This is a genomic window from Agromyces sp. GXS1127, from assembly GCF_050565425.1.
GTDB lineage: Bacteria > Actinomycetota > Actinomycetes > Actinomycetales > Microbacteriaceae > Agromyces.
Genome location: NZ_JBOCIG010000003.1, coordinates 513,739 through 527,929, shown reverse-complemented (window position 1 = coordinate 527,929; position 14,191 = coordinate 513,739). Strand labels below are relative to the sequence as shown.

The 14,191-nt window shown below is 72.3% G+C and carries 13 protein-coding genes; 1 reads left to right on the top strand and 12 read right to left on the bottom strand.

The features are described 5' to 3' along the window. The 9 genes from ACQ393_RS07935 to infC form a co-directional block, all read right to left on the bottom strand. Positions 1 to 858, bottom strand: an 858-nt coding sequence (locus tag ACQ393_RS07935) for a phenylalanine--tRNA ligase subunit alpha (protein WP_430646282.1), incomplete at its 3' end; no start/stop codon positions are given. A gap of 60 nt (positions 859 to 918) precedes the next feature. Next, on the bottom strand, positions 919 to 1,833 hold the full coding sequence (locus ACQ393_RS07930; RefSeq protein WP_430646281.1) for an amino acid ABC transporter permease: 915 nt from the start codon (positions 1,831 to 1,833) through the stop codon (positions 919 to 921). Continuing rightward, the gene (locus ACQ393_RS07925; RefSeq protein WP_430646280.1) at positions 1,830 to 2,477 is read right to left on the bottom strand and encodes an amino acid ABC transporter permease; all 648 of its coding nucleotides are present in this window, start codon (positions 2,475 to 2,477) and stop codon (positions 1,830 to 1,832) included. Before ACQ393_RS07925 ends, ACQ393_RS07930 begins: the two co-directional genes overlap by 4 nt. A gap of 101 nt (positions 2,478 to 2,578) precedes the next feature. Continuing rightward, a complete protein-coding gene (locus tag ACQ393_RS07920) occupies positions 2,579 to 3,454 on the bottom strand; it encodes a glutamate ABC transporter substrate-binding protein (protein WP_430646279.1) in 876 nt (291 codons plus the stop codon). Between the two features lie 55 nt (positions 3,455 to 3,509). After that, the gene (locus tag ACQ393_RS07915; RefSeq protein WP_400993283.1) at positions 3,510 to 4,295 is read right to left on the bottom strand and encodes an amino acid ABC transporter ATP-binding protein; all 786 of its coding nucleotides are present in this window, start codon (positions 4,293 to 4,295) and stop codon (positions 3,510 to 3,512) included. Positions 4,296 to 4,380: 85 nt separating this feature from the next. Further along, on the bottom strand, positions 4,381 to 5,181 hold the full coding sequence (locus tag ACQ393_RS07910) for a TrmH family RNA methyltransferase (protein WP_430646278.1): 801 nt from the start codon (positions 5,179 to 5,181) through the stop codon (positions 4,381 to 4,383). 162 nt (positions 5,182 to 5,343) lie between these two features. Then, positions 5,344 to 5,730 carry a 50S ribosomal protein L20 gene (gene rplT / locus ACQ393_RS07905; protein ID WP_430646277.1) on the bottom strand — a complete coding sequence of 129 codons (387 nt, stop codon included), beginning with the start codon at positions 5,728 to 5,730 and terminating at the stop codon, positions 5,344 to 5,346. 32 nt (positions 5,731 to 5,762) lie between these two features. Further along, the gene (rpmI, locus tag ACQ393_RS07900) at positions 5,763 to 5,957 is read right to left on the bottom strand and encodes a 50S ribosomal protein L35 (protein ID WP_067949205.1); all 195 of its coding nucleotides are present in this window, start codon (positions 5,955 to 5,957) and stop codon (positions 5,763 to 5,765) included. A gap of 57 nt (positions 5,958 to 6,014) precedes the next feature. Continuing rightward, complete coding sequence (gene infC, locus ACQ393_RS07895) at positions 6,015 to 6,632, bottom strand: translation initiation factor IF-3 (RefSeq protein WP_430646310.1); 618 nt, start codon at positions 6,630 to 6,632, stop codon at positions 6,015 to 6,017. Between the two features lie 267 nt (positions 6,633 to 6,899). Here infC and ACQ393_RS07890 point away from each other — a divergent pair, with 267 nt between their 5' ends. Beyond that, the gene (locus ACQ393_RS07890) at positions 6,900 to 7,307 is read left to right on the top strand and encodes a DUF1844 domain-containing protein (protein ID WP_430646276.1); all 408 of its coding nucleotides are present in this window, start codon (positions 6,900 to 6,902) and stop codon (positions 7,305 to 7,307) included. 33 nt (positions 7,308 to 7,340) lie between these two features. Here the strand turns inward: ACQ393_RS07890 and ACQ393_RS07885 are convergent, their stop codons facing one another. From ACQ393_RS07885 to ACQ393_RS07875, 3 genes are all read right to left on the bottom strand, one after another. Beyond that, on the bottom strand, positions 7,341 to 8,117 hold the full coding sequence (locus tag ACQ393_RS07885) for a DNA-formamidopyrimidine glycosylase family protein (RefSeq protein WP_430646275.1): 777 nt from the start codon (positions 8,115 to 8,117) through the stop codon (positions 7,341 to 7,343). Position 8,118: 1 nt separating this feature from the next. Then, positions 8,119 to 12,669: an ATP-dependent helicase gene (locus ACQ393_RS07880; RefSeq protein WP_430646274.1), complete on the bottom strand. Its 4,551-nt coding sequence runs from the start codon at positions 12,667 to 12,669 to the stop codon at positions 8,119 to 8,121. 62 nt (positions 12,670 to 12,731) lie between these two features. Then, positions 12,732 to 14,174, bottom strand: a complete 1,443-nt coding sequence (locus ACQ393_RS07875; RefSeq protein ID WP_430646273.1) for a pyridoxal phosphate-dependent decarboxylase family protein — start codon at positions 14,172 to 14,174, stop codon at positions 12,732 to 12,734. Between the last annotated feature and the right edge of the window lie 17 nt (positions 14,175 to 14,191).

The following is a 14,191-nucleotide window of genomic DNA, read 5'->3' as shown; positions in this document are numbered from 1 at the left end:
GCCCCACTCGATCCAGCGCGGTCCGTCCTTGAAGGTCGGGTGCCAGAAGTCGAGCTCGGCCGACGGCTCCGTGAACGGGAAGAAGCTCGGGCGGAGGCGTACCTTCGCCTCGTCGCCGAAGATCGACTTCACGAAGTGGTCGAGCGTGCCGCGCAGGTGCGCCATCGTGAGGCCCCGGTCGACGGCGAGGCCCTCGAACTGCATGAAGACGGGCAGGTGCGTGGCGTCGAACTCGTCGGTGCGGTAGACGCGTCCGGGAGCGAGGACGTAGATCGGCACCTCGCGGTCGAGCATCGATCGCACCTGGACCGGGCTCGTGTGCGTGCGCAGCACGAGGTGCGCCTCGGGCGGGTCGACGAAGAACGTGTCCTGCATGGCGCGCGCAGGGTGGTCGGCGTCGAAGTTCAGCGCGTCGAAGTTGAACCACTCGCTCTCGACCTCGGGGCCTTCGGCGATCTCCCAACCCATGCCGGTGAAGACGTCGCACACGCGGTCCTGCAGCAGCGCCAGCGGATGCCGCGCCCCGGCCGTGAAGCGCGACGGCAGCGCCGTCACGTCCACCGCCTCGGCGGCGAGCTGCGCCTCGGCCTCGGCCTCGAGGATCTCGCCCTCGCGGGCCGTGAACGCCTGGTTCACACGGCCGCGGGCGCCGCCCACGAGCTTGCCGAGTGCGGCCTTCTGGTCGTTGGGGACGTCGCGGAGCGACGCGTTCAGCCGCGCGAGGGTCGACTTCTCGCCGGTGTGCTCGGCGCGGACGGCCTTGAGCGCGGCGGAGTCGGCCGCTGCGGCGATCGCGGCGAGGGCCGCATCGACCGCGGCCGCGACGGCCGGTTCGGTGATCTGGAGGGGCTCGGACACGAAGAACGAGTCTAGTCGTCTGGGCCCGCCACCCTCATCCGCCGACGTCGCAATGCCCGATCAGGGCATCCCGCCTGCCTGTCCGGACTGGCGCGCCTCGGCGTTCGCTTTCGCGAGCCCCATGAGCAGCTCCTCGTTCTCCTGGTCGGGGTTCGGCGGCTTCTGCCCGGTCCGGCGGGCCGTGCGCTTGGCCACCCACCGCGCGAACCACGACAGCGAGAGGTTCATCGCCAGGTAGAGCACGAGCGTGACGACGAAGAAGGAGAACAGGTAGTAGTTGCCGTAGAAGCTCGCGAGCTGGTTCATGTTGACGCGCAGCAGCTCGACATAGCCGACGATGTAGCCGAGCGAGGTGTCCTTCAGGAGCACCACGAGCTGCGCGATGATGATCGGCAGCATCTGGCGGAACGCCTGCGGGAACTCGATGAGCATCTTCGACTGCATGGGCCGCATGCCGAGGCTGAGCCCGGCCTCGCGCTGCCCGCGCGGCAGCGCCGCGAGGCCGGCGCGCAGCGCCTCGCCGATGAGGGCGCCGTTGTAGAGCGTCAGCGCGGCGACGACCGCCCAGAAGGAGCCCGTGTTGAGCACGAGCAGGATGAACAGCATCATCAGCAGCACGGGCATGCCGCGCACGAACTCGAGCACGACCGCCGTGGGGATGCGGATCCACGCGGTCTGCGCGCTGCGCAGGAGCGAGAAGACGATGCCGAGGGCGATGGCGAGCACCGCCGCGGTGAGGGCGGCGCGCAGCGTGCCCCAGACGCCGGCGACGAAGATGTAGCGCCAGACGGTCGGGTCGGCGAAGATGTCCCACCGCGACGGGTCGAAGTAGCCCGGCAGGTCGCCGCGCGGGGCGTTGAGGGTGAAGAACACCCAGGCCAGGCCGCCGAGGATCGCGATGATGCCGACGATCGAGGCGATCAGCGAGTTGCGCCGGGCAACCGGGCCCGGGGCGTCGAAGAGCACGTTCGTCATCGCTGCACCACCCAACGTCGTTCGAGTCGTGCCGCGAGGAGGCCGAGCGGCACCGTGATGAGCAGGTAGAAGGTGGCGACGCCGAGCAGGATCGGGATCACCTGGTCGCCGCGGGCGTTCGCGACGGTGCGGCCGACGGCGAAGAGCTCGACGACGAAGAAGCCGCCGGCGACCGACGTGTTCTTCGTCAGGGCGATGAAGACGTTGATGAGCGGCGGGATCGTCATCCGGAACGCCTGGGGAAGGACGATGAGCCCCACCGTCTGCGCGAACCCGAAGCCGACGCTGCGCGCGGCCTCGGCCTGGCCGACCGGGACGCCGTTGACACCCGATCGCAACGCCTCGGCGACGAACGGCGAGGTGTACACCGAGAGGCCGATGATCGCCGCGGTCACGTAGTCCAGCCGCGAACCGAGCTGCGGGAGCACGAAGGCGCAGAAGAAGAGCACGAGCGTCAGCGGGGTGTTCCGCACGAGCTCGGTGTAGACCGTCGCGAACCAGCGCAGCGACGGCACCGGGGAGATGCGCATGGCCGCGATGAGCGTGCCGATGACGAGTGCGGCGATTCCCGAGACGACCAGCAGGAGCACGGTCGTGCCGAAGCCCTGCAGGTAGAGCGGGAAGTTGTCGAGGACCGCGTCCACGCGCTTCCTTCCTGTGGTGTGCGGCCGGAGTCCCGGCCGACGCGATCGGGAACCCGACCCGGAGGTCCGGGTGCCGGTCGGCACCCGGACCTCCGTGCGGATCAGTACCGGTCGACGGCCGGCGGCTCGCGGAACTCGAGCACGCTGCCCGCGGTGTCCTCCCACGCGGCCTCGTACGAGCCGTCCTCGTAGGACGCCTCGAGGACGTCGTTGATGAAGTTCCGGAAGTCGTCGTCGCCCTTCATGACGCCGATGCCGTAGGGCTCGGCGGTGAACGGCTCGCCGACGACCTTGAACTCACCGGGGTTCTGGTCGACCAGGCCAGCGAGGATCACGTTGTCGGTCGAGACGGCCACGGCCTGGCCGCTGCGGAGCGGCTCGAGGCAGTTGCTGTACGTGTCGGTCTCGATGACCTCGGCGCCGAGCTCCTTGAGGTTCGCGGCGGGGGTCGAACCCGTGACCGAGCAGACGGGCTGCCCGACGAGGTCGTCCTCGCTCGTGATGTCCTCGTTGTCGGCGAGCACGAGGATCGACTGGCCGGCCTCGAAGTACGGCCCGGCGAAGTCGACGACCTCCTTGCGCTCGTCGTTGATCGTGTAGGTCGCGACGACGAAGTCGACCTGGCCGTTCTCGATGAACGGCTCGCGGTTCGCCGAGACCGTCTCGACCCACTCGATTTTCCCGGGCGCGATCCCGAGCTCGCCGGCGATGATCTTCGCGATCTCGACGTCGAAGCCGACCGGGATGCCGTCGGGGCCGACGAGGCCGAACAGCGGCTGGTCGAACTTGGTGCCGACCGTGACGGTGCCCGCCTCGGCGAGCTCGGCCATCGTCGTGCCCTCCTCGAACTCGGGCGCCTCTTCGACCGTGGTGTCGTCGCCGTCGTCGCCGGGCGTGCCGGCGTCGCCGGCGCAGCCGGCGAACAGGAGCGCGGAAGCGGCCGCCGCGGCGACCAGGGCGATTCTGCTGCGTCTCATGTCGTGCCTCATCTCTCGTGTCGTTCGGGTCCCCGCCGCTCGTGGCAGCGGAGGTCTAGTGCGCGAGGATCTTCGACAGGAAGTCCTTCGCGCGATCGGTCTTGGGGTGGTCGAAGAACTCGGCCGGAGCGGCCTCCTCGACGATCGCGCCATCCGCCATGAAGAGCACGCGATCGGCGGCCTTGCGGGCGAAGCCCATCTCATGGGTGACGACGATCATCGTCATGCCCTGTTCGGCGAGGCCGACCATGACGTCGAGGACCTCGTTGATCATCTCGGGGTCGAGCGCACTCGTCGGCTCGTCCATGAGGATGAGCTTCGGGTTCATGGCGAGCGATCGGGCGATCGCGACGCGCTGCTGCTGGCCGCCCGAGAGCTGCGCCGGCATCTTCTTGGCCTGGTTCGCGACGCCGACGCGCTCGAGGAGCTCCATGGCCTTCGCCTCGGCGTCCTTTCGCGACATCCGCTTCACCCGGATCGGCGCGAGCGTGACGTTCTCGAGCACGGTCTTGTGCGCGAACAGGTTGAACGACTGGAAGACCATGCCGACGTCGGCGCGGAGCTTGGCGAGGGCCGCGCCCTCCTCCGGCAGGACGTCGCCGTCGATCGTGATGCTGCCCGAGTCGATCGTCTCGAGCCGGTTGATCGCGCGGCACAGCGTCGACTTGCCCGACCCCGACGGACCGATGACGACCACGACCTCGCCGCGGTTGACGACCGTGTTGATGTCGTTCAGGACGTGGAGGTCGCCGAAGTACTTGTCGACGTGGTCGATCACGACGAGGGGTTCGCCCCGGCGGACCGAGATGTTCGACGTGCGTGGAGCGGTGTCGGCCGGCATACCCCTCAAACTAGGGCCCAACGGCACTTCCCGGCCACCGCCCGAGCGGGGGGTTTACCGTTCCGTTACCTCGAGCCCGGCCGGATCAGCCGCGTTGCGCGAAGGCGCTCTCGTAGAGGCAGACGGATGCCGCGGTGGCGAGGTTCATCGATTCGGCATGCCCGTAGATCGGCACCGTGACCACCCGGTCGGCGAGCGCGAGCCGCTCGTCGGGCAGGCCGTGCGCCTCGTTGCCGAAGAGCCACGCCGTCGGCTGCGCGAGCACGCCGTCGCGCCGCGCCTCGAGCAGGTCGTCGCCCTTGACGTCGGCGGCGAGGATCGTGAGCCCCGCCTCACGGGCGCGGGCGAGCACGTCCTCGAGCTCGGCGCCCACCGCGACCGGCAGGTGGAAGATGGACCCCGTCGAGGAGCGCACGACCTTCGGGTTGTAGAGGTCGACGGCACGGCCCGTGAAGACGACCGCGTCGGCACCGGCCGCGTCGGCCGCGCGCACGATCGTGCCCGCGTTGCCCGGGTCGCGGACCTCCTCGAGGATCGCGACGAGCTTCGGCCGCGCCGCGAAGACGTCCTTCACCGCGGTCGGGAACTGGTGGCAGACCGCGACGAAGCCCTGCGGCGTGACCGTGTCGGCCATCGCGTTCAGCACCTCTTCGGTGACGTACTCGACGTCGACGCCCGCGTCGATCGCCGTGTCGCCGATGTCGGCATACCGTTCGATCGCGGTCGGCGTCGCGTAGAGCTCCACCACGAGCTGCGGCCGGAACGTCAGGGCCTCGGCGACGGCCTGCGGCCCCTCGAGGAGGAACATGCCGGTCTCGACGCGCGCCGGCTTCTTCGCGAGCTTCGCGACGGCCCTCACTCGCGGCGACCTCGGGTTCTCCAGCACGCGTCAAGCCTACCGACGGATGCCTCGAGGCCGCCGCTGCCCCGCCGTGCGGCGCCGCCACCCGCTGACGTCGCGCCACCGCGTCATCCGCCCGGCCGGCCCACCCGGAGACGACGAACGGCCCGGCACCGCGAGGTGCCGGGCCGTTCGGGAGGAACGGGCTTACGCCGCGTTCTTCGGAGCATTCACGTCGCTCGGGAGCGCCTTCTTGGCGGCCTCGACGAGGCCCGTGAAGGTCGCCGGCTCGTTGACCGCGAGGTCGGCGAGGATACGACGGTCGACCTCGATGCCCGCGAGCCCGAGGCCCTGGATGAGGCGGTTGTACGTGATGCCGTTCTGGCGCGCAGCGGCGTTGATCCGCTGGATCCAGAGGCGACGGAAGTCGCCCTTCTTCTTGCGGCGGTCGTTGTACGAGTAGACGAGCGAGTGGGTGACCTGCTCCTTCGCCTTGCGGTAGAGGCGCGACCGCTGACCGCGGTAGCCCTCTGCGCGCTCGAGGATGACCCGACGCTTCTTGTGCGCGTTGACTGCGCGCTTGACTCTTGCCATGACTGTGTCTCTTCCTTACCGGGTCTCGTCGCTCAGCGACCGAGCAGCTTCTTGATGACCTTGGTGTCGGGCGCCGAGGCGACCTTGTCCTGGTTCAGGCGGCGGGTGCGCACCGAGGACTTGCCCTCGAGGTTGTGGCGCATACCGGCCTGCTGCTTCTTGATCTTGCCGCTGCCGGTGACCTTGAAGCGCTTCTTGGACCCGGAGTGGGTCTTCTGCTTCGGCATCTCTCGTCTCTCTCCTTGGTTCTGCCGCCACCGAGGTGGCGGACGTTCGGTGCTGGCCTAGGCCTCGGGGGCCTCGGCCGTCTGCGACGCCTCGCCCTCGGCCTCCGCCGCCGGGCGCTGCTTGGCCGCAGCACGCTGTGCATTCGCCTCGGCCTTGGCCTCGGACTTGTTCTTGAGGGGCGCGATGACCATGACCATGTTGCGGCCGTCGATCGTGGGGTTGTGCTCGACCGTGCCGAACTCCGCCACGTCTTCGGCGAAGCGCTGCAGGAGGCGGACGCCCATCTCGGGACGCGACTGCTCGCGGCCGCGGAACAGGATCATGGCCTTGACCTTGTCGCCGGACTTCAGGAAGCCGACGGCGCGCTTCATCTTGGTCTCGTAGTCGTGCTTGTCGATCTTGAGACGGAACCGAACCTCTTTCAGGATCGTGTTCGCCTGGTTGCGCCGGGCTTCCTTCGCCTTCTGCGCAGCCTCGTACTTGTACTTGCCGTAGTCCATGATCTTGACGACCGGCGGACGGGAGTTGGGCGCGACTTCGACGAGATCGAGGTCGGCCTCCTGCGCGAGCCGCAGTGCCACCTCGATCTTCACGACGCCGACCTGCTCTCCGCCAGGGCCCACGAGGCGGACCTCGGGGACGCGGATACGGTCATTGGTACGCGGATCGCTGATGCGAGTCTCCTCTACTCGAACTGGTGTCCAGCCCTTCGGGAGACGGATGCCGCCCGAAGACGAGAGCGGAAATCCACGCGATGACGCCCCGCGGATTCTCACCGCGGGCTCATGCGGCACCCTTGCTCCTCCCCCGCGCGAGCGGGGAAGGGGAGTGCGAACGACCCGGTAACCTTGATGAAGCGGTATGCGCGGGTGGGAGTCTCTCCACTTTCGTACCGGGGACTGGCCCCGGAGCCCGCAGTAGTCTAGCAGAGGAATCCCCCGGTGAGCGACACTTCGCCCGAGTCCAGGCCCGCGCCCGAGCACGACCACCCCCCGGCAGGCACGCCGGCCGGCGCCGAGCAGGCCGTCGCCGACGCCACGCGCGACATCGCCGACGTGCCTGCGGTCGAGGTCATCACGACGGCGGCCGTGCACCTCATGAGCGCCGCGGCCGTCAAGGTCGGCCTCGCCGACGACCCCGAATCGCAGACCGACCTCGACGAGGCGCGCAAGCTCATCAACGCGCTCGCCGGCCTCATCACGGCGGGCGCCCCCGAGATCAGCGACATGCACGCGCGGTCGCTGCGCGACGGGCTCCGCTCGCTGCAGCTGGCCTTCCGCGAGGCGTCGACCATTCCCGACGAGCTCGGCAAGGGCCCCGGCGAGAAGTGGACCGGGCCGGTCTCCTAGGTCTCGATTCGCGCGCGTCGCGTGCTCCTCGGCTCACCGCTGGCAGTGCGGGCACCAGTACGTGTCGCGCAGCTCGACGTCGTTGCGGCCGAACCGCCCGTGCTCGATGCGCGTGCCGCACCGCCGGCACGGCTCACCGGCTCGCCCGTAGACCCAGAGCCGCCGGCCGGGCCGCGTGTCGCCCGTCGTGGTGCGTTCGAGTCGGTCGCGATTGGCGTGGATGACGCGACGAGCCAGGTCGATCGTCGGGGTGAGGTCGACCTCGCCGATCGGCCGGTCCGGGCGGATGCCGCGGAGGAAGCACACCTCGTTGACGAGCACGTTGCCGAGGCCCGCGAGGTTGCGCTGGTCGGCGAGGGCCACGATCGCGAGCGCCTCCGGCGCATCCGCGAGGCGGCGCGCCGCCTCGGCGGCGTCCCAGTCGGGGCCGAGCAGGTCGGGACCCAGGTAGGCGAGCCGGTCGGCCTCCTCGGCGGCGGGGAAGACCTCGACGAGCCCGAGGTCGAAGCCGACGGCCGTGGCATCCGCCGTCTCGAGGATCGCGCGGGCGCGATGCGCCGGTCGAGGCCAGCGCTGCCCCGCGCGGAGCACCCGCCACTCCCCCTCCATCTTGAGGTGGGTGTGCAGCACCCGGTCGCCGATGCGCATCAGCAGGTGCTTGCCCCTGCTGCCGACCGAGTGGATCGTCTCGCCGGCGAAGTCGACCGTCGCGAACGACGGCACGCGGAGATCGCTCCGCACGACCGCGCGACCGGCGAGCGCGGCGTCGAGCCGATGCGCCGCCCGGTGGACGGTGTCGCCCTCGGGCACCTCAGCCCCTCGCCTCGAAGCGGAGGCCCTGGGGCGTCTCCCGGAAGCCCGCGGCGCGGAGCGGCGCGTCGAGTGCCGAGCCGAACACGGGCGCGCCGTTGACCGTCTCCACGCGGAAGCGCGCCCCGCGGGCCCGCGCGAGGGCCTCGGCGAGCGCCGTCGCCCCTTGCGCCAGCGCCGCGTCGTCGTCGGTGAAGACGAGCGCGGTACGCCCGCCGCGCTCGAGGTAGAACGCGGGCTCGCCGTCGACGATCGCAACGACGGCGCCCGCCTTGCGCGCGGGCCGGTGCGTGAGCTCGACGACGGGCTCGGGCCAGTCGAGCGCGGCGCCGTACGGGTTCGCGGGGTCCGTGGCGGCGAGCGCGGACGCGCCGCCCTGCGGCGCCTGCCGCAGCCGGTCGACTGCGGCGCTCGTGGCGAACTGCGCGCCGCCCTGGCCGTCGATGAAGTAGCCGCGCCGCACGCGGCCGGTCTCCTCGAACCCCGCGAGCGTGCGGTAGGCGAGCGCGAAGCCGCCGAGGTGGTCCTCCGCGATGACCGACCCCCGGGTGACGATGCCGTAGCGCTCGAGCAGGGTCTCGCCGAGCGCGTGGGCTCGCGGCGTGGCGGCGTCGCTCGGCACGGGCAGCACCGACCACCGTCCGGCCGCCCGCGGCGGGGCCGAGCGCGGCGAGCGCGCGCCCTCGGCGGCGGCGGCCGCCTGGGCGAGCACGCGACGCGAGACCGTGCGCCCGCGGATGCGGGCGCGCGGAGCGCTGGCACGCGTCTTGTGCGCTCCCCCGCCGAGCAGCAGTCCGCGGACCGGTGCGAACGTGTCGTTCGTCACGAGGCCGGCCCAGGCGAGCCGCCAGAGCGCGTCGAGCACGGGGGCGTCCTCGGTCGCGTTCACGGCCTCGGCGAGCTGACGGTAGAAGTACGCGCCGCCGCCCCCGAGCACGGCGAGGAGTTCGGTCTCGATCGCGTCGAGCGGCTGGTCGACCGGCGCGGGCATGGTGAGCTTGGCCGTGTCGGCGAGGTGCAGGCTGATCCAGCCGTCGTCGCCCGCGAGCGCGCCCTGGCCCGCCCACAGCACCTCGCCGCTCGCGGTGAGCTCGTCCAGGAACTCGGGGCGGTAGTCGCCGACACGCGCCGGCAGCACGAGCGACTCCCACGCCGACGCGGGGATGCGCACGCCCTCGAGCTGCTCGATCACCGCGGCGACGCCGTCGACTCCCCGCAGTCGTCCGCCGACGTGCTGCCAGTCGGGCAGGAAGCGCGCGAACTCGCGCGGGGCGACGGGTTCGACCTCCTCCCGGAGGGCCGCGAGCGACCGGCGGCGGAGGCGGCGCAGCACCTCGGCGTCGCACCACTCGGCACCGCTGCCGTGCGGCAGGAACGCGCCCTCGACGAGGCGGCGCTCCCCCGCGAGTCGCGCGAGCGCGGTGTGCGCGATCGCCGAGCCGATGCCGAACCGCTCCGCCACGGCGGTCGTCGTGAACGGGCCGTGCGTGCGCGCGTGCCGGCTCACGAGATCGCCGAGCGGGTCGCGGACGGCCTCGCCGAACGCGTCGGGCAGCCCGGGCGGGATGGGCACGCCGAGCGCGTCGCGCAGGCGACTGAGGTCCTCGACGGCCGCGATCCACTCGGTGCCCGCGAACCGCACGCGTGCGGCGCGGCGGGCGGCGACCAGTGCATCGACGGATGCCGCGGCATCCGTCGTCGCGTCGACCCGGTCGCCGATCTCGGGGCCCGTGAGCGGCCCGAGCTCGCGGAGCAGGTCGGCGACGCCCTCCTCGCCGCGGGCGAGCCGGTCGGGGTGACGTCGCTGGAGCATCCGCTCGGTCTCCTCGACGACCGCCGGGTCGAGGAGCTCACGCAGCTCGACGGTGCCGAGGAGCTCAGCGAGGAGCCCGGGGTCGAGCGAGAGCGCCGCCGCGCGCCGCTCCGCGAGGGGCGCGTCGCCCTCGTACATGAACGCGCCGACGTAGCCGAACAGCAGGCTCGCCGCGAACGGGCTCGCGGTCTCGGTCGCGACGTCGACGAACCGGACGCGACGCCCCCGGATGCGCTCGGCGAGCGCGGTGAGCGCGGGCAGGTCGTAGACGTCCTGCAGGCACTCGCGGACGGCCTCGAGCACGATCGGGAAGTCGGGGTAGTCGCGCGCGACCTCGAGCAGCTGCGACGCCTTCTGCCGCTGCTGCCAGAGCGGCGACCGCCGGCCGGGGTTCTGCCGGGGCAGCAGCAGCGCGCGGGCGGCGCACTCCCGGAAGCGGGACGCGAACAGCGCCGAGTCGCCGACCCGCTCGGTCGCAAGCTGCGCGAGCTCCTCCGGGTCGAACTCGAACAGCTCGCTGCCGGGCGGTTCGTCCGCCGTGTCGGGGATGCGCAGCACGATGCCGTCGTCGCTCGCGACGGCATGCGCCTCGACGCCGAGTCGCTCCATCACGCGCGCGTCGACCGCGAGCGCCCACGGCGCATGCACGCGCATGCCGTACGGCGAGTGCAGCACGATGCGCCAGTCGCCGAGCTCGTCGCGGAACCGTTCGACGACGAGGTGCTCGGCGTCGGGCACGATGCGCGTCGCCTCGCGCTGGTCGGCGATGAAGCGGACGAGGTTCGCGCCGGCGCGCTCGTCGAGCCCCGCGGCGGCGGTGCGGGCGATCGCGGTCGGCTCGTCGGCCGCGGCGAGCTCGCCGATGAACGCGCCGATCGCGGCACCGAGCTCGGCTGGCCGGCCGATGCCGTCGCCCTTCCAGAACGGCAGCCGCCCCGGCTCTCCGAACGCCGGAGAGACGAGCACGCGGTCGTGCGTGATCTCCTGGATGCGCCAGCTCGTCGCGCCGAGGGCGAACACGTCGCCGACGCGCGACTCGTACACCATCTCCTCATCGAGCTCGCCGACGCGTCGCCCCGGCCCGGCGTCGCCGATCATGAACACGCCGAAGAGCCCCCGGTCGGGGATGGTGCCGCCGCTCGTGACGGCGAGCCGCTGCGCGCCGCGTCGGCCCGTGATCGTGCCGGCGTCGCGATCCCACACGATGCGCGGCCGGAGCTCGCCGAACCGGTCGGACGGATAGCGGCCCGCGAGCAGGTCGAGCGTCGCGTCGAACGCCGAGCGCGGCAGCGTGCCGAAGGGCGCCGCACGGCGCACGACGTCGAACCAGTGCTCGACCTCCCACTCGTCGATCGCTGCGGCAGCGACGGTCTGCTGCGCGAGCACGTCGAGCGGGTTCGCGGGGATGCGCATGGGCTCGATCGCGCCCTCGACCATGCGCTCGGCGACGACCGCGGAGTGCAGCAGGTCGGCGCGGTGCTTCGGGAACATGAGCCCCTTGGACACCTCGCCGACCTGGTGGCCGGCGCGGCCGATGCGCTGCAGCCCGCTCGCGACCGACGGCGGCGACTCGACCTGCATCACGAGGTCGACCGCGCCCATGTCGATGCCGAGCTCGAGGCTCGATGTCGCGACGACGCACTTCAGGCGGCCGGCCTTGAGGTCGGCCTCGACGAGCGCGCGCTCCTCCTTGCTCACGGAGCCGTGGTGCGATCGCGCGATGATCGGCTCCGCGCCGGCCGTGATGCCCGATGCGCCGGGCAGCTCGGCCGGCGGCCGGCCGGTTCCGACGACCTCCAGCTCCGGGACCGGTTCGGCCGTGCGCTCGGCCCACAGCTCGTTGAGCCGTGCGGTCAGGCGTTCGGCGAGCCGGCGGGAGTTGGCGAACACGATCGTCGACCGGTGCGCGAGCACCTCGTCGAGGATCGCCTCCTCGACGTGCGGCCAGACCGACCCGCCCGCCTCGCCGGAGAGGTCGCCGAGGTCGTCGACGGGCACCGTGACCCGCAGGTCGAAGCGCTTGCCCGACGGCGGCGCGACGATCGAGACCGGACGCGTGCCGGCGAGGAACCGCGCCACCTCCTCGTGGGGGCGAACGGTCGCCGAGAGCCCGATGCGCTGCACCGGCCGGGCGACGAGCTCGTCGAGTCGCTCGAGCGAGAGCGCGAGGTGCGCACCGCGCTTGGTGCCCGCCAGGGCGTGGATCTCGTCGACGATGACCGTCTCGACGCCGGTGAGCGTCTCTCGCGCCTGCGAGGTGAGCATGAGGAACAGAGACTCGGGCGTCGTGATCAGGATGTCGGGCGGGCGCTTCACGAGTGCCCGGCGGTCGGTCGGCGAGGTGTCGCCCGAGCGCACGCCCACCGTGACCTCCGGCACGTCGACCCCCAGTGCAGCCGCGGTGCGGGCGATGCCGACGAGCGGCGCACGGAGGTTCCGCTCCACGTCGACGCCGAGCGCCTTCAGCGGCGACAGGTAGAGCACGCGCGTGGCGCGCGCCGCGCCATCCGCAACCTCGCCCGTCGCCGCGTCGACCGCCGGACCCTCGTGGTGCAGCCGGTCGATGGCCGAGAGAAACGCCGCGAGCGTCTTGCCCGAGCCGGTGGGCGCGACCACGAGCGCGTGCTCGCCCGCCGCGATGGCCCGCCACGCGGCATCCTGCACGGGCGTCGGCTCGTGGAAGGACTCGGTGAACCACGCCCGCGTCGCGGGCGCGAACGAGTCGATGGCCCCGGTCATCCTCCCATTCAAGCGGATGCCGCCGACATCGACGCCGGGCGCTCGGGACGCTCGGCGACTCCTCAGCCCGCGGCCGACCGCAGCCCGTCGAGCACGCGCGCCACCGCCGCGACCGTGCGGCGCGCCTGCGCGGCATCCGTGCCCCAGTTGCTCACCGAGAAGCGCACGACCGAGCGATCGTGCCAGCGCGAGGTCATGGCGAGCACCTCGCCGTCCTCCCACAGCGCCCGGCTCAGCGCCTCCGTGGTCGGGTCGTCCCGGAGGGCGACGCAGACCTGGGTGAAGACGACCTCGTTCAGCACCTCCACGCCCGGCAGCGCGCCGAGGCCGTCGGCGATGATCCGCGCCGAGCCCGCGAGCCGGTCCACGAGCTCGGCCACGCCCGCCCGACCGAGATGCCGGAGCGCGGCCCAGGTCGGCACCCCGCGCGCGCGTCGGGACAGCTCGGCGACCCGCTCGTGCGGGTCGGCGCCGACCTCGGTCGCCTGCAGGTAGCTCGCCTGCATGCTGAGCGCGCGCCGCATCGCCGCCGCATCGCGGACCATCGCGATGCCGCAGTCGTACGGCACGCTCAGCGTCTTGTGGGCGTCGGTCGACCACGAGTCGGCGTCGGCGAGCCCGGTCGTGAGGTGCCCGAGGCGCGGGGATGCCGCGGCCCACAGCCCGAACGCACCGTCGACGTGCACCCACGCGCCCGTCTCGTGCGCGATGCGGCACGCCTCGGCGAACGGGTCGAAGGCGCCCGAGTGGATGTTGCCGGCCTGCAGGGCGACGATCGCCGGCCCCTCGCCTCGCGCGAGCTCGGACTCCAGCGCATCGGACCGGAGGCGGCCCTGGTCGTCGCAGGCCACGACGGTCGGCGCCCCGAGGCCGAGGTAGCGGGCCGCGAGGTCCATCGTGGCGTGGCGCTCCGCGCCCGCGAGCCAGCGGATCCGTGGCGAGCCGCTGAGCCCCTGCTCCTCGACGTCCCAGCCCACGCGTCGGAGCACCTCGTCTCGGGCGGCGGCGAGGCACGCGAACTGGGCGGTCGTCGCGCCGGTCGCGAACCCCACGTCGCTCTCGGCCGGCAGGCCGAGCAGGTCGAGCAGCCAGGCGCCCGCGATCTCCTCGGCGGCCACCAGGCCCGGCGAGATGATCCCCAGTCCGGCGTTCTGGTCCCACGCCGACACCAGCCAATCGGCGGCGAGCGCGACCGGCTGGGTGCCGCCGATCACCCAGCCGTAGAACCGCGGCGAGCCCGTGGCGATCAGCCCGGGTTCCGCGCCCTCGGCGAGTCGGTCGACGACCGCCGCCGCGGACTCGCCTCGCTCCGGCAGCTCCCGGCCGAGCGCATCCATGACCTCGCCGACGCCCGCGCGGGGCGGGATCGGCCGTTCCGCGACCCCGCCGAGCCACTCGACGGCGTGCCGGTGCGCGCGATCGAGCAGGGCGTCGTCGAGCGGCCAGCGGCCGGGGTCCGGTTGCGGAGGCGACCCCGGATCGGCGTTCGATGGTTCGTCGGACATCATCCACCTGGACTTCC

Bases quoted from the DNA above. Each gene is read 5' to 3' on its own strand.
- ACQ393_RS07930 (WP_430646281.1), bottom strand. From the start codon at position 1,833: ATGACGAACGTGCTCTTCGACGCCCCGGGCCCGGTTGCCCGGCGCAAC.
- ACQ393_RS07920 (WP_430646279.1), bottom strand. From the start codon at position 3,454: ATGAGACGCAGCAGAATCGCCCTGGTCGCCGCGGCGGCCGCTTCCGCG.
- ACQ393_RS07915 (WP_400993283.1), bottom strand. From the start codon at position 4,295: ATGCCGGCCGACACCGCTCCACGCACGTCGAACATCTCGGTCCGCCGG.
- rplT (WP_430646277.1), bottom strand. From the start codon at position 5,730: ATGGCAAGAGTCAAGCGCGCAGTCAACGCGCACAAGAAGCGTCGGGTC.
- rpmI (WP_067949205.1), bottom strand. From the start codon at position 5,957: ATGCCGAAGCAGAAGACCCACTCCGGGTCCAAGAAGCGCTTCAAGGTC.
- ACQ393_RS07880 (WP_430646274.1), bottom strand. From the start codon at position 12,669: ATGACCGGGGCCATCGACTCGTTCGCGCCCGCGACGCGGGCGTGGTTC.
- ACQ393_RS07875 (WP_430646273.1), bottom strand. From the start codon at position 14,174: ATGTCCGACGAACCATCGAACGCCGATCCGGGGTCGCCTCCGCAACCG.